General features: G+C 54.6%; 12 protein-coding genes. 8 read left to right on the top strand and 4 right to left on the bottom strand.

Features of this window, described 5'->3' with window-relative positions; genetic code table 11:
• The first annotated feature begins 19 nt into the window (after positions 1-19).
• Entirely contained in the window at positions 20-406 is a 387-nt protein-coding gene (locus tag SH248x_RS21315) for a hypothetical protein (RefSeq protein WP_459556350.1), read from the top strand.
• A gap of 242 nt (positions 407-648) precedes the next feature.
• A complete protein-coding gene (locus tag SH248x_RS21320) occupies positions 649-1,929 on the top strand; it encodes a hypothetical protein (RefSeq protein ID WP_459556351.1) in 1,281 nt (426 codons plus the stop codon).
• Positions 1,930-1,942: 13 nt separating this feature from the next.
• Here SH248x_RS21320 and SH248x_RS21325 read toward each other — a convergent pair whose 3' ends face one another.
• Together SH248x_RS21325 and SH248x_RS21330 are read right to left on the bottom strand one after the other, a co-directional pair.
• On the bottom strand, positions 1,943-2,365 hold the full coding sequence (locus tag SH248x_RS21325; RefSeq protein ID WP_459556352.1) for a hypothetical protein: 423 nt from the start codon (positions 2,363-2,365) through the stop codon (positions 1,943-1,945).
• 114 nt (positions 2,366-2,479) lie between these two features.
• The gene (locus tag SH248x_RS21330; RefSeq protein WP_459556353.1) at positions 2,480-3,553 is read right to left on the bottom strand and encodes a DUF1559 family PulG-like putative transporter; all 1,074 of its coding nucleotides are present in this window, start codon (positions 3,551-3,553) and stop codon (positions 2,480-2,482) included.
• Between the two features lie 648 nt (positions 3,554-4,201).
• On the opposite strand from SH248x_RS21330, the gene SH248x_RS21335 reads away from it, so the two are divergent.
• Positions 4,202-5,986, top strand: coding sequence for a 30S ribosomal protein S1 (locus SH248x_RS21335; protein WP_459556354.1), 1,785 nt, complete (start codon positions 4,202-4,204; stop codon positions 5,984-5,986).
• A gap of 384 nt (positions 5,987-6,370) precedes the next feature.
• On the opposite strand, the gene csrA is transcribed toward SH248x_RS21335, so the two are convergent.
• Positions 6,371-6,577, bottom strand: a complete 207-nt coding sequence (gene csrA, locus SH248x_RS21340; protein ID WP_459556355.1) for a carbon storage regulator CsrA — start codon at positions 6,575-6,577, stop codon at positions 6,371-6,373.
• Positions 6,578-7,056: 479 nt separating this feature from the next.
• Here csrA and hpnH point away from each other — a divergent pair, with 479 nt between their 5' ends.
• From hpnH to SH248x_RS21365, 5 genes are all read left to right on the top strand, one after another.
• Positions 7,057-8,181 (top strand): adenosyl-hopene transferase HpnH, encoded by a 1,125-nt coding sequence (hpnH, locus tag SH248x_RS21345; protein ID WP_459556356.1) that lies wholly within the window; start codon positions 7,057-7,059, stop codon positions 8,179-8,181.
• 337 nt (positions 8,182-8,518) lie between these two features.
• Complete coding sequence (locus SH248x_RS21350; protein WP_459556357.1) at positions 8,519-10,270, top strand: GH3 auxin-responsive promoter family protein; 1,752 nt, start codon at positions 8,519-8,521, stop codon at positions 10,268-10,270.
• A 509-nt stretch (positions 10,271-10,779) separates the two neighbouring features.
• Positions 10,780-12,252: a UbiD family decarboxylase domain-containing protein gene (locus SH248x_RS21355; protein WP_459556358.1), complete on the top strand. Its 1,473-nt coding sequence runs from the start codon at positions 10,780-10,782 to the stop codon at positions 12,250-12,252.
• A gap of 179 nt (positions 12,253-12,431) precedes the next feature.
• Positions 12,432-13,217: a class I SAM-dependent methyltransferase gene (ubiE, locus tag SH248x_RS21360; protein WP_459556359.1), complete on the top strand. Its 786-nt coding sequence runs from the start codon at positions 12,432-12,434 to the stop codon at positions 13,215-13,217.
• Positions 13,210-13,839, top strand: coding sequence for a UbiX family flavin prenyltransferase (locus tag SH248x_RS21365; protein WP_459556360.1), 630 nt, complete (start codon positions 13,210-13,212; stop codon positions 13,837-13,839). Before ubiE ends, SH248x_RS21365 begins: the two co-directional genes overlap by 8 nt.
• A 61-nt stretch (positions 13,840-13,900) precedes the next feature.
• On the opposite strand, the gene SH248x_RS21370 is transcribed toward SH248x_RS21365, so the two are convergent.
• Complete coding sequence (locus tag SH248x_RS21370) at positions 13,901-14,368, bottom strand: hypothetical protein (protein WP_459556361.1); 468 nt, start codon at positions 14,366-14,368, stop codon at positions 13,901-13,903.
• Positions 14,369-14,681 lie beyond the last annotated feature (313 nt).

Raw genomic sequence — 14,681 nt, forward strand, 5'->3', positions numbered from 1 at the left:
ACGGGAGTGAGATGACTTCATGAAATACGCGACAGAGCTCACGCCGGAACTGAAACAGCGCCTCCTGAAAACCTGGGCGGAGCGCAGTCGTTTGAGGGCGATTGAACTGGTCGAAGCAGAGCTTGCGGTGTCGCACGTCGAGGCGATTGCGATCATTGACTCGCTGGAGCCGGAGTATTTGAGACACATCAAGGCGCCGCGAATCGGAAACTGGCGAATCGACACAAATATCGGTCTCAGCGAACACGAACTGATTGGGATGTCGATCGTTCTGCTGGCCATGTTCGGTGTTTTTCTGATTTGGGTTGCGGGGGCCTCCCTCGTTGCGTTTGGAGGTTTTGTTATTGCTGTTGTTTTAATCGTAGCCGTTGCGTTTGCGGTTGGCGGCGGGTTCGGCGGCGGGTGAAGACCGGGTGCCACTGGCTGTGCCAGTGTCTGCGAACTGAGTAGGTACGTGAATTTTCTATCAGGCAGAAGACTTCCGCTCACATCGCGTCCATGCACGTTCGACACTGGCATCGCCAGTGGCACCCCGGTGATCTGGATCGAGTCGGTTACGTACTGGGAGTATCAGAAAATAATAATGGACAAGAAGGTCCGTTATTCGTAAACTTCAGGGAGGTTACTCTGCTTTTCCTGGAGTTTTGCATGCGCTGGGCGGTCGTGATTGCGGGTCTTGTTTTCCTGAGTTTTGCTGAGGTCGTATGCGCGCAGATTGATTTCGAGCGGGCTCCGATTCACTACCATTCTGCGGTCAGTCATGACCGTGTTGCGAAGCTGATGGCGGCATTGGAAGCGGGCGAGACCAAGCTGGACGTCGAGGGGAATGGGGTCTGGTTGCTGTCGTTGTTGAAGGCTCTTGAGGTCGATATCGATACGCAGAATCTCGTGTTCTCAAAAACCAGTCTGCAGATTTCCAAGATCAGTCCGAGGACGCCACGGGCGGTTTATTTCAACGATGACATTTACGTCGGCTGGGTACCGGGGGGCGATTTGATCGAATTGGGGGCGATTGACCCGAAGCTTGGAGCGGTCTTTTACACGCTCGACCAGACGGATGAAGAAACGCCGAAGATTGAACGGGTCACAGAGCAGTGTCTTTCTTGTCATGGGACGTCTCGCACGAAGCTGGTCCCGGGATTTCTGACACGCTCGATGGTGACGCGGAAGACGGGGCATCCGGACTACGGCTTCAATTCAGAACATGTCGACCACACGATTCCCTTCAAGGATCGCTTTGGCGGGTGGTACGTGACGGGGACTCACGGCGAGATGCGTCACATGGGAAATGCCTTCAGCGACAATGCGGATCGGGAAAAGCCTCTGGATCTCGAGCCAGGAGCGAACTGCACGGATCTGACGCCGTACTTCAGTCCTGCGCGTTACCCGTCGCGGCATTCGGACATCGTGGCGCTGATGGTTCTCGACCATCAGTCACAGATGCACAACCTGATCACAGCAGCCGCTTATGCTCGTGCGAGAGCGCAGTTCAATTACGAGCGACTCTTCACTCCGCCGGAGGACCGGGATGGTTACGTCCGGGAGAGGTGTGTGCGCGAGGTCAACCGACTCGTCGAAGGCCTGCTGTTCGGCGATGAGTTTCAACTCACCAGCCCGGTCGCAGGAACGACGACGTTTCGGGAGCGGTTTGAGAAGTTGGGGCCCGCGGACAGTCAGGGGAGAAGTCTCAGGCAGTTTGATCTTCAAACAAGGCTGCTCAAGTACCCCTGCAGTTACCTGGTGTACTCCGACGGGTTTCGAGGCCTGCCACCGCTGGTGCTGGACCTGATTTCCAAACGGCTTGATGAAGTCCTTAGCAGCGAGCCTGGGGACGAGAAAGATCCGTTTCGATATTTGACAGTGGAGGATCGAAAGGCGATTCGTGAGATCCTGGCTGAGACGGCTCCGCATTTATCGCTGGCACGATAAGAAGCCGATCCCGCTATTCGAGTTTGATGTCGTACTGCATGGCATCGCCGGTCACGTTCACATTGAGGGGTGTCGTGGCTTTGCTTCTGTATTTTTCAGCTATCTGATCGTATTTCTGTTTGTCGTTGGGATCAGGAGACTCCATCCCATCGACCATGATCATCTTCGGGCCTGGGGGAGTGATGATGACCTTGTACTCGCCGGGACGAACCGGAACGCTGGTCGCGGGCTTGTAGTGATAACGTCCATCAGCTTGAACGGGAGTCGAAAAACTTTCGTCCTGGCTGGCGAGGGTGAAAGTGATTTTTGTTGATTCCGGGAGAGGTTTTCCTGCTGCCGATGTGGAGCCAGAAATTCCACCGATCTGCGGAACTGGCGCATCCAGACAACCTGTGACCGCAGCGACGAAAAGTAGCACGAAAATAGCTCGGGTCATGTGTCGAAGTGCCTCGATAAAAAGGGCATAGCAGGCGAGCAACTTGCTCCGGTCAACGGACCCGCTCGCTCTGGTATGCCGATATTGGTATGAAGAGAAAAGTACAGGCGATGATTAAAATTCGCCAATCACCTGTCCGTCATCACGAAGTGCGGCGTGCTTGAGAGTATCCAGATTGATGTTGTCGCTGATGAAGGAAACGTGACCGTCGGCGAAGACGCACTGAACGCCTCCTTTGTGTTCAGAATTCAATGGATTGTTAGGTCCAAAGTTGACGTTGATGCCCGGTTGATCGTAGTTCAGCGTGTTGGGGGCGTAGCGGATTGTGGTCATATTGAATGGCCGCTGTAGGGGAAGGCTTGTCGTGCCGCCGATCCCCATTGTCCAGCCGTGAGGACCTGATCCGCCGATATGAATTCGATTTCCGTTAATCATATGCGCATGATCTGCGAGTCCGGAGATGGCTGATTGATACCCTGCGTTTGAAGTGATCAATGTTCCCCCGACTTCGCCCACCATGATGGTGTTTGAGGTTCCGTCAACGACGTCTCGCATAAGAATGGCACCGTTTGTGATGAAAACGCCTGAACTCGAAAAGTGACCGTCTTGCTGTGCTCCACGGTTGCTGCAGCAGTCGGCAGAATTCGTTCTCAAGCGAAAGCCATTCAGGCCGGATGTTCCGGTTGTTGATGCTTGCGTATAGGTCGAGGTATTCGAGGCGCCAGCAATTCCGATATAGGTGGCCCGTTTCTGCCAGCTTCCAGGTTGTCTCATTGAGCTTGATGGACAGAGCATGACACTCAGAGGGGGTACAGTGGCCAGCAGCGTGCTGTTGCCACCGCCGCCATAGCCGGAGTTGGCAGCTGTCATGTTGAATCCATCATAGATGGCACTGAGTTCGAGTCCCGGAAGAATTCCTACCCACCAAGTCGGCCCAAAGGAATTGGCCCCAGCGACTGCAGTGCGCGACCCGATCGGAAATGTATTGAATGTGTCGTGGTAATTGTGGATTGCCAGGCCAATCTGCTTGAGATTGTTTTTGCAGCTGCTCCGGCGGGCTGCTTCGCGTGCCTGTTGGACAGCGGGCAGGAGAATAGCGACCAGTGTCGCAATTATAGCGATGACGACCAATAATTCGATGAGCGTGAAGCCGAGGTGACTTCGTCGACCGTGAGAGCGGATGAGCATGAATGACTCCTGCTGGAAGAAGAGAAGAAGTGATTGGCGAGATTTTATGCGTCTTTTCTGTAGCGGATCAAACAAATTCAGGGCAAATTCCCGCAGAATATTGCCATTTTGTGCGAGGCAGCTGCCGGGATTTCGCAATTTTGTCATTAAAGTATCAAAGCGTGCGGAATGATTGCGAACAGAGATAATTAGGGAAAGAATGACCAAGTAGTGAACAAAGAAAATATACAGGCCTTCTGTATACAACTTGGAAGCAAAACTTCCCATGGTTTGTTGTGAATTGCACCCAACTCCATGAATTTGGCTAAAACGTCTTCTTCATTGTGATTTATTCTGTCTTCAACAAAATCGATTTCGTCGGAATATTCGAGTCTGTCAGGATGCCCTCAGGGTCGCTGCGACGCGCCCCTAACTGACTGAAAATGCAAGGGTTGCAAACATAAGCCAATTTGGTGCGGGGGACTGGAAATTTTCATAACTGCCTGCTAAAATTTCGGTTTGCGTCGTTTTCGAAAAATTTGAGATGCCAGTGTTGGTATTTCTCGACTCGACAAGAAACCAGTCCTGATTTGCGTGCTGAAAGCAAATTGAGACCCAACCCACAGGCCCGCTGAGACGCTTTCTTCTCAGGTGAGGCAAAGGCTGCACATGGTTAACCGTAACTTGATGCGTGAGTTCAATATTTCTGACGATGAGCTTGAGTTCGCACTCGGCAGCTCGCTGGCAAGCATGGATGAGCTTGGTGGCGACATGGACTTCATCTACGAAGAAACCTCACGCAACTTTGAATCCAGCCAGATCCTGACTGGTACGATCATCCGCGTCGAAGACGACGAAGTCCTTGTTGATATCGGTTTCAAGAGCGAAGGTATCGTTCCACTCAACGAGTGGGCCGACGACGAGCCGAAACCAAAAGCTGGCGAAAAAGTCGAAGTCATCCTGGATGAGTTCGAAGACGAATATGGTCTGATCCTGCTGTCAAAACGCAAAGCAGACCGTATCCGCGAATGGGAAAAGATCATCGCCATTCACAAAGAAGGCGATGTCGTCAAAGGTCAGGTCATCCGCAAAATCAAGGGTGGTCTGCTCGTCAACATTGGCGTCAACGTCTTCCTGCCAGCCAGCCAGGTCGACATCCGACGTCCCAACGATATCGGCGATTTCCTCGATCAGGAAATCGAGTGCGTTATCCTCAAGATCGACGAAGCACGACGCAATATCGTTGTCTCTCGCCGTAAGCTGATCGAAGACAAACGCAGCCGGGTTCAAGAAGCCCTGCTCGAAGAAATCAAGATCGGCCAGATCCGCAAAGGGGTTGTCAAGAATATCGCCGACTTCGGTGCGTTCGTCGACCTGGGCGGTATCGATGGTCTGCTCCACATCACCGACATGAGCTGGGGTCGTATCGATCACCCGACTCAGATGGTCAAGCTGGATCAGGAAATCGAAGTCAAGATCCTCAACGTCGATTACGAAAAACGCAAAATTGCTCTGGGTCTGAAGCAGAAGTCTGCCTCACCTTGGGAAAACATCGGCGACAAGTATCCCGTCGGCGCTCGCGTCAAGGGGGACGTTGTCAACGTCATGTCCTACGGTGCCTTCGTCAAACTGGAAGACGGTATCGAAGGTCTGGTCCACATTTCCGAAATGTCCTGGACACGCCGGATCAACCACCCAAGCGAACTGGTCAGCATTGGCCAGGAAGTCGAAGTGGTCATCCTGGGCGTCAACACCGACAAGCAGGAAATCTCGCTGGGCATGAAGCAAATCCAGCCGAATCCTTGGGAAAACATCACCGAGAAGTACCCAGAAGGTTCGATCGTCAAGGGTACTGTTCGCAACCTCACCAACTACGGTGCGTTTGTTGAACTCGAAGAAGGTGTCGATGGCCTGTTGCACGTCAGCGACATGTCCTGGACCCGCAAGATTTCTCACGCCAACGAGATGTTCAAGAAGGGCGATCCGATCGAGTGTCAGATCATTTCGATCGACAAAGACCGCAAGCGAATCGCGCTGGGCCTCAAACAACTGCACGGCGATCCCTGGACGACCACCATTCCAGAGAAGTACAAGCCAGGCAGCATGGTCACTGGCAAGGTCACGAAGATCACCAACTTCGGCGTCTTCGTCCAACTGGAACCAGAACTCGAAGGTCTGCTGCACATCTCTGAGCTGTCTGACCAGAAGGTCGCCAGCCCGGAAGATGTCGTCAAACCAGGCGAAGACATCACGGTTCGCGTTCTGCGAGTTGATACAGACGATCGCAAGATCGGCCTGTCTCTGAAATCAGAAGCAGCGATCGAAGAAGCCCTCGCCGTCGAAGCCGGCAAGCAACAGCCACAGCAACCAGCTGTTCGCGAAGAGCTCAAGGGCGGACGCAGCGGTTCAGGCCCTCTGTTCTCCATGGGTGCCGAGAATCCAGGCAACGAGTAATCAATTCGTAAGCCGGTCATGAAAACGAAAAAGCGGAGTCGAGTGATCGACTCCGCTTTTTTTACGCGCTGATCAGTCTCTTAGGCGAGCGGGGGGTGTCAACCCCCTGTGTCATCGAGTCCAGGCAGACGAAACGCGGGTGAATACGGAGCGCAGCCCAGAGGGAAAGTCTTCGGAGCGAGTTGCGTACTCAGACAGTCATGGCAGCAGTGAGCACAAGGGACAGGGGGTTGACACCCCCCGCTCGCCTTGGTGCAAAAACGAAAACGAGCCTTCGTTGCGAAATGCAACGCGGCTCGGTTTGGACATCGTGTTGTGTGGACCGACTGATCCGTGGGAGCGGCTGGACGAGGATGGGATCGCGTCCGAATCGCGGAGTGGAGATTAGTCGCGTCGTGGTTGTGCGTAGTCTTTCGGGTCATCCTGCTTTTCCTGCTGGATGATGCGATAGACCTCTTCGCGATGGATTGATACGTTTTTCGGGGCTTCGATCCCCAGGCGTACTTTGTCCCCTTGGATGGCGACGACCATCAGAGTGATCGAGTCGCCAATAATGATTTTTTCATCCTGCTTGCGGCTGAGAACCAGCATCGTCCCGGTCCTTTGTAAAGGCGTCCGTAGTGATTGAAAGCACCGCCTCGGGGCGATGATGAGCATCCGCTGCTCATGCTCAAACCTAGGACACGATGCCGACAAATTGCCTCACGGGTGTCGCAAAAGGTCAACACAGTTGGGGATACTGGCGAAACATGACTCATCACGCGGATCATGACGATCAGTTCGGCTGTAACGGTCAAACGGCTAGACACAGACAGGTCTCGACGGTCATCAAGGCTGCGTTCCCCCTTTTCAGAGCGAGGCTAAATCCAATCGGAATCAGAACTTGAGCTTGCTGGGATTGCCCGCTTCCATCACAATCGAACTGTGTCACTCTCTTTGCATGACTGCAGGAGAGGCCGAGGGTGCAGAAGAAAAACTCTGTTGCTTTCCAGACGCATACCGCGGGCTTGCACCTGGATGTGATGGTGCCGATGTGGTTTTTACTCCCCCAAGCAAGGATTCCCGGGATCATGGCTGTTCCCCTGTCGCAGACCTGGACGGTCGCTAAGTATGTCATTTCGCAGAAACTCGCTGGCCGAAAACGCTATCCTCTCGTGCTGATGCTCGAGCCGCTGTTTCGCTGTAACCTTGCCTGCGCCGGTTGTGGGAAGATTCAGCATCCGAAAGAGATTCTCAAACGCCATCTCTCGCCGGAGCAGTGCTTCAAGGCCGTCGAGGAATGTGGCGCTCCGATGGTGAGCATTCCCGGTGGCGAACCGCTGCTGCATCCGCAAATGCCGGAGATCGTCGAAGGTCTGGTCGCCCGCAAGAAATACATCTACATGTGCACCAATGCGATTCTGCTGGAAAAGCACATCGATCAGTACAAGCCTTCAAAGTACCTGTCATTCTCGATTCACCTCGACGGCATGAAGGACGAACACGATCACGCGGTCTGTCGTGAAGGGGTCTTTGAAACGGCGGTCCGCGCCATCAAACTAGCGATCAGCAAGGGCTTCCGCGTCACGACGAACACGACACTGTTCAATAACGCCAATCCCGAAAAAGTCCGCGAAATGTTCGACTTCCTCATGGAACTGGGCGTCGAAGGGATGATGGTTTCTCCGGGGTATGAATATGAGAAAGCCCCTGATCAGCAACACTTCCTCAAGCGAGAAGAAACCAAGTCGCTGTTCCAGCGTGTTCTCGGCAATCCGAAAAAAGGCTGGCAGTTCAATCAGTCGCCCCTCTTCATGCAGTTCCTGATGGGCAAATGGGACCTCGAATGCACCCCCTGGGGCAGCCCGGCGTACAACCTCTTCGGCTGGCAGAAACCCTGTTATCTGCTGAATGAAGGTTACACACAGTCGTTCAAAGAACTGATGACTCTCACGAAGTGGGAAGACTACGGCCGCAAGTCGGGCAACCCGAAATGTGCCAACTGCATGGTCCACTGTGGCTATGAGCCGTCTGCAGTCAACTCGACCTTCTTCAGCCTGAAGGGCTTCCTGAACACGGCCTCGCTGGTCATGACTGGCAAACGCTTTGGCGGGTCGCCAAAGGATAAAAACAACTCCCCTCCAGGCAGCCCGTCGAAGCGTCCGAATGAGACGCCGGAGTTTAAGCCGCTGGTGGAATTGCCGATCGCGTCGTAGTTTTCCGGAAAGAGACTGGAACGCAGAGGCTGTCCTATTATGCCACCTGCTCGAAAGGTGGCAGTATGTTGAGCAGAGGTCGAAGAGTTTCGAAGTCTGAAACTCTGCTTTATTCATGACTGCCCATTCTTGTTTTCGTCGCGGCTTAGCGTCGTTGCGTTAAAACAGTTTTCCCCTCCGCGTGCTCTGCGTTCCAGTCTTCTTCACATGTGAAAAAACCAACAGTTTCGTTAAAGTTCGCACAACCGATCCGACGATTTAAAATCGAGTCCACCTTGATCGCGACAAGGAAAATCTGTCGCCCGTCCACGGCCATCTGTCGGGAGAAGCAACAGGGATGTTGCGACATATTCGTTTTACGGGCGGTATCCCGGTCCGGATGAAAATCCGCGCCAAGGCTCGTCGCTTCCTCTCCCAACTCGGCAATTGCAGAGACGTTCAGCTTCGAGTGCTCCAGCAGCTTCTGGCGCTCAATGACGAGTCCAAATTCTCGCAACAGCACCGCCTGACCGGTAATCTCTCGCTCGCCAGCTTCCGCAACCAGGTCCCGGCACGCGACTTTGAGTATTACCGCCCCTGGGTCGAGCAGGTCAAAAACGGCCAGACGGATGCACTCCTTGGCTCCAGTAACAAGCTGATCATGTTCGCCATGAGCAGCGGAACGACGTCACAGCCGAAGTACATTCCCATCACCAGTCGATTCGTCGACCAGTACCGACTGGGCTGGCAGATCTGGGGCATCAACATTTTCGAAGAGCACCGGCGCCTGCTGTGGGGCAAACTCTTCCAACTCTCCGGGCACCATTGTCGTTTCAAGACGCCGACTGGAATTCCTTGCGGCAACATCAGCGGACTCGTCTCGTCCATGCAGAGCCCGCTCGTGAAATCGCTGTATACGGCTCCCGCTGAACTCAGCCTGATCGGCGATCATCACATCAAGCTCTACGCAGCGATTCGCACATCCATCTGCTGCGAACATCTGACAATGATGACCACTGCCAATCCCAGCACGCTGTTGCAGATGGCAGAGACACTCGCAGACCACGGTGAGACGCTCGTCCGCGATCTGCATGATGGTCGCTTCCACTTCGCTGACCAGATGACCGAACCGCTCCCCGGCTGGCTGCTGAAGAAACTACGCCAGCAAAGTCGCCCGCGGGCTGCACAACTGCAGCAGATCCTCGACCGCGAAGGGACACTCACGCCGCGCAGCGTCTGGCCGATGCTCTCTCTTCTGTGTGTCTGGACGGGTGGAGCAGCAGGTGCCTACGTCGCCCGCATGAAACAAGTCTTCGGCGACCTCCCTGTCCGGGATCACGGCCTCTCCGCCAGCGAAGGCCGCATGACGATCCCACTCCAGGATGAAGACCCTTCGGGAGTCCTCGATATCGTCAGCCACTTCTATGAGTTCATCCCCGAAGAGGAAAAAGATTCGCATCAGCCAACCGTCCTCCTGGCTGATGAACTCGAAGAAGGCCGCAATTATTACATCCTGCTGACAACCGCTTCCGGCCTTTATCGTTACGACATCGGCGACGTCGTCCAGTGCACCGGCTATCGCGAGTCAACGCCATTGCTGAAGTTTCTTCACAAAGGCAAGCACGCCCACAGTTTCACTGGCGAGAAACTGACCGAGCATCAGGTCGTCGAAGCCGCGCGACGGACCTTTGGGAAATCGCCGCTGTCTTACTTCACGCTCGCCCCCGTCTGGGACAAAGTCCCGGGGTATCGTCTGATGATTGAAGAGCCTCTGCTCTCACAATTTCATGGCAAGCAGGATCACCTCGCCAAAACATTTGAGTCACATCTCAAACAGATCAACTGCGAGTACGACGAAAAAGTCCAGAGCGGCCGCCTGCAACCCATCAGGATCGAAGTTCTCCCGGAAGGTCTCTGGGATCGGTTTGTGCATGAACAGGTTCGTGACCGCAAAGGGACAGCCGAGCAATACAAACATCCCTGTCTGACCAGCGACGCCAATTACCTGAAAACGCTGCAAAATTACGTCGCTCACCATGCCCACGAGGCCCCTCGCCCCCACTTCCAGTCACGACTGCGAACAGCAGCGACGACGTTTAAGAAGTACTAAATCACAGTCGTCTGAGTCGAAACGTAGGGTGCAGGTGAGTCTTTGAACCGCACCAAATGTGTAACCCAAAGCAACTCAACTCTGAATGCCTGTTAGGTGCAGAAGGTGGCTTGCTTTAATTCTATTCGGAACAAAATTCTCGGCCAACAAACGCTTAACGATTTCCATTCGGACTGTCTTGATCTCCGTCCTGTAGGGACGATTTCTGTCAGCCCAGGACAACGTCCTGGGTTTCAATATCACAGAGATCATCCGCCCTGTAGGGGCGGTTCATCGTTCATGGCACAATTGACCCGCCCTTACAGGACGGAATACCTCTGGCACTTCCGTTTTCCCAGGATTTCATCCTGGGCTGACAGAAATCGTCCTTTCAGGACGGAGAAGACCAGGCAGCCACCCGCCGATTTCTCTTTCAGCCGGTCGGCACTAACTTGCGGGTTTTCCACTGTTCGATTCTAATCGTTGCTTGCTTTGGGCATTTAGCGGCGATCTGAGCGGACGGGACGTCAATGCAAGTGGGGAGTCTGGGTGAATTTCTGACCGCGGTTGAAGACCGCAGAGAACTCCAGCGCGTCCGCGCCGAAGTTCACCCGCAGTTTGAACTCTCCGAAATCGCCCGACGTGTCGATGCGCTGCACTCACCGTCTCAGCCCGCTCCGGTTCTCTGCTTTGATCACGTCACCGCCTCCCGCGTCCCCGTCGTCACAAACCTGCTGGGAAGCACGAACCGCATCGCGATGGCCTTTGGCTGCCAGACCATTGAAGAAGTCTCGACTCGGTTTGCTGACTTTCTCTCGCGCGATCTTCCCGCCGGGTGGCGTGCTCGTTTCGATGATCTCAAACGTCATGCCCTCTATCAGCAGTTGCAACCAGCAGTCGCCAAAGAGGGAGACTGCCAGTACGTCGTTCGCATGGGCCGTGATGTCGTTCTGACGAACATTCCCTGGATCCAAAACGATCTCGGCGAATCGGGCCCGAGTTTCTCGACGGCGAACTTCCTTTGCTACGACTCGCAGACCGGCGAGCAGATCATCGAACGGGTCCCAGTCTTCCCGCTCGATCAGCAGCATCTCGCTGTTCGCTGGTCATCATCATCACGACTCGGCATGATCTGGGAACGAGCCCGCAGCGAAGACCGCCCACTTGCCTGCGCTGTGACCTTCGGCGGGCCGATGTCGCTGGAAGTGATTTTACGATGGACACCGTTTCGATCTCATAGTTCCTATCTACTCGCCTCAATTCTCGGCCAGTCCCGCATCGAGCTGGTGAAGTGTCGCACGAGCGACTTGCTTGTCCCTTCGACTTCGGAAATCGTGCTCGAAGGAACTCTTGATCCGAAGATCGCGACCTTCCGGACCGGCGTGATGACCAACGCCGCGGGCTTTCTCTCGGGAGAACGCGATTGCCCGATTATGAAAGTCGCCTGCTTAACGCAGCGCAGCAACCCAGTCTTTCCTGCGATCATCCCGCATCATGGTTTCACGGAATATCAGGTCGTCAACCAGTTGTGGGAGCAAATCATCGCAGCCGCTCTCAAGCTCGATCACTCGCAGGTCATTGATGTTCACTTGCCGCAGCGGGCGATCTCCGGTGACCAGGTGCTCGTCGCGATCGACAAGTCATCTCCCTTTGAGATGCACAAACTTCTGCACGCCATCTGGGGATCATCACTGCTGCAGTCACCACGCCTCGTCATTGGCGTCGACGCCGATGTCCCACTTCGCGACTATTCCACCGTCATGAAAGCCGTCAGTCAACATGCGTCCCCATCGCGAGATTACATCACGGCAACCAGCACGAGTCAGGAACTCGACATCGAATATGCGTCCGGACGTCCCGCAGGCTTGATGGGAATCGACGCGACACGAAAATGGGCCGGTGAACTTCCCCCGGACTGCAAACCAGCCGTCTGGAGCGGACGCATTCCGCACGAAATTCACCAGGCTCTCGATATCAAGTGGCAGAGCCTGTTTGAAATGTAAGCCGGTTGCGGTTTAGATTTCGATATTTTCTTTCGATGCACCCAGCATCAGAGATCTCACCACAGAGGACACAGGGGTACACCGAGGCTCACAGAGAAGAATTCATTGTTTTCTCTGTGCGACTCTGTGTTCCTCCGTGTCCTCTGTGGTGAAAATTCTTCGAAACGATAAGGTCTGCAATGAGTGTCGATAAGTCAGGTCAACGAGTGCAGGCAATGTTCGGTCAGATCGCTGACCGCTACGACTTCATGAACCACTTCCTTTCTGGTGGCGTCGACTACTGGTGGCGTCACGTTACCATCCGCAAAGCCCCGCCGCAGGGCAAGGCACCGATCCTCGATGTCTGCACCGGAACAGGTGATCTGGCGATCGCCTACTGGAAAACAGCCCAAGGAAAAGTCGAAGTCGTCGGCTCGGACTTCACTCCCGAAATGCTCAAGCACGCCGACGTCAAGGCAGCCGGTCTATCGCGAAAAGACAACACCGCACCGATTACTTTTCAGCAGGCCGATACAATGGACCTGCCGTTTGAAGACAATAAATTCCAGCTCGTCTCGGTCGCGTTCGGTTTGAGAAATGTAGCCGATACGAAAGCAGGGCTGGCGGAAATGATGCGCGTCTGTCAGCCCGGCGGACGCATCGTCATCCTCGAATTTTCGATGCCTGACAATCCCGTCATCCGCGCAGGCTATAGCTGGTACTTCAAAAACATCCTGCCACGTCTGGGACAACTGCTCGCACGCAACGACCAGTCAGCCTACAACTACCTGCCCGATTCCGTCTCCGAGTTCCCTCACGGCAACGCGATGGTTTCGCTGCTCGAAGAGATGGGACTGGAGCAGGTCAGCTGTCGACCATTGACCTTCGGGGTCGCAAGTTTGTACATCGGGCACAAGCCCGCTCAGGTTGTGAACACGTCACGAGAAACCGTCGGAGCAGGGCAGGGGAGTCAGTCTCATGAATGACCTGGTTGTCGGACTGACGGGTGCCAGCGGCGCCCTTTACGGATTGCGTCTGATCGATGCCATCCTCGCAGCGGGGCGACGTGTCCACGTCACTGCCAGTCCTGCCGCTGCGATCGTGTTCGAGACCGAAGTCGGCGTCAAACTCGACGAGCGAGAAATGACCATCGAAGCATTCGAACTCAAACGCGTCTTTGGTGAACGCTGCCTGTCGTCACGATCGACTCAGCAGGGCGAACTCGTCTTTCATCACCACAGAAACTTTATGGGCGGAATCGCAAGTGGTTCCTTTCAGACCGCCGGCATGGCGATCTGCCCTTGCTCCATGGGAACCCTCGCCAGTCTGGCACACGGACTCTCCAATAACCTCATCCACCGTGCTGCGGATGTGCACTTGAAAGAGCGTCGCAAGCTCATTCTCGTCCCACGTGAAACGCCACTCGGCACGATCCAACTCGACAACATGCGTACGCTCTCCGCCGCCGGCGCCATCATCCTCCCGGCGATGCCTGGCTTCTACCACCAGCCGAAATCCATCCTCGACCTGATCGACTTCGTCGTCGCCCGCGTCTGCGATCACTTAGGCGTCGAACACCAGTTAGCCCGACGCTGGGGCGATGACTGATTGCATTTCCCCGCATCCGGGTATCCGGGTTGTTGCAACCCGGACGACCCATTGACGGAACTTACCAGAGCTTCACTTTCAGGATCGACATGATCTCGCTCTTCTCAAGGTCGAACATCGCAGGAACCTTGCGCTGCTTCTCGGCTCGCTTGAGCAGTGTGCCAATGCGCGAGACGGGATAGACCGCAGCGATTTCATCCATCGGGATCGCGGTCAGCGGGATTTGCTTACCGAATTCATCCCGGGTTGGTAGTGTATGTTCATCATCGTCTCCCTCCGAGACATTAAGAACGAACTCCTCCAGGAACTCGCTGAAGTCCGAAATGCTCGGCCGGTTTTTCGTCGTGGCACCCTTCAGCTCGATCAGCTGCGCGTTGACGACCACAATCGTGTCCTGCATCCCCTCATTGAGTTGCTCATTGTAGTGACCAGCACAGGCGTAGCCGGAGCGGAGCATGACAGCGAACGGGATATACTCGGCATCGTCTTCGGTCGCGCCGATTAACGTACGAAAGTCCTGGAGATTCATAGCAGTCGCCTCGTCGCTGAAGGTAAGGAAGGCCAGTCACATCATGGACTGACGGTTGTTCAGAATAGGACGATTCTGCGGGTCTGAGAACTTCGAACGATTGTGCTTCATCTGATTCTCACTGAATCTTCACGAACAGACGAGAAGCACCTCGTCAACGACCATGCAAATGACTCTGGTCGTAGCAGCTCGCGCGACTTTTTCAATTTTGCCGTTTGTCGACAAATCGAAACATACCGCGTCCGCTGAAATTTTAGGCCCGCCCGTCAAACCTGTTCTATGTTTCCACGGATGACCATTCATGAAGGATGGT

It is taken from the genome of Lacunimicrobium album (assembly GCF_052161635.1).
In the GTDB taxonomy this organism is placed as follows: domain Bacteria; phylum Planctomycetota; class Planctomycetia; order Planctomycetales; family Planctomycetaceae; genus SXPC01.

What these genes read in the sequence shown, in the direction of transcription:
- SH248x_RS21315 (WP_459556350.1), top strand. Translation starts at nt 20, where the DNA reads ATGAAATACGCGACAGAGCTCACGCCGGAACTGAAACAGCGCCTCCTG.
- SH248x_RS21320 (WP_459556351.1), top strand. Translation starts at nt 649, where the DNA reads ATGCGCTGGGCGGTCGTGATTGCGGGTCTTGTTTTCCTGAGTTTTGCT.
- SH248x_RS21325 (WP_459556352.1), bottom strand. Translation starts at nt 2,365, where the DNA reads ATGACCCGAGCTATTTTCGTGCTACTTTTCGTCGCTGCGGTCACAGGT.
- SH248x_RS21330 (WP_459556353.1), bottom strand. Translation starts at nt 3,553, where the DNA reads ATGCTCATCCGCTCTCACGGTCGACGAAGTCACCTCGGCTTCACGCTC.
- SH248x_RS21335 (WP_459556354.1), top strand. Translation starts at nt 4,202, where the DNA reads ATGGTTAACCGTAACTTGATGCGTGAGTTCAATATTTCTGACGATGAG.
- csrA (WP_459556355.1), bottom strand. Translation starts at nt 6,577, where the DNA reads ATGCTGGTTCTCAGCCGCAAGCAGGATGAAAAAATCATTATTGGCGAC.
- hpnH (WP_459556356.1), top strand. Translation starts at nt 7,057, where the DNA reads ATGGCTGTTCCCCTGTCGCAGACCTGGACGGTCGCTAAGTATGTCATT.
- SH248x_RS21350 (WP_459556357.1), top strand. Translation starts at nt 8,519, where the DNA reads ATGTTGCGACATATTCGTTTTACGGGCGGTATCCCGGTCCGGATGAAA.
- SH248x_RS21355 (WP_459556358.1), top strand. Translation starts at nt 10,780, where the DNA reads ATGCAAGTGGGGAGTCTGGGTGAATTTCTGACCGCGGTTGAAGACCGC.
- ubiE (WP_459556359.1), top strand. Translation starts at nt 12,432, where the DNA reads ATGAGTGTCGATAAGTCAGGTCAACGAGTGCAGGCAATGTTCGGTCAG.
- SH248x_RS21365 (WP_459556360.1), top strand. Translation starts at nt 13,210, where the DNA reads ATGAATGACCTGGTTGTCGGACTGACGGGTGCCAGCGGCGCCCTTTAC.
- SH248x_RS21370 (WP_459556361.1), bottom strand. Translation starts at nt 14,368, where the DNA reads ATGAATCTCCAGGACTTTCGTACGTTAATCGGCGCGACCGAAGACGAT.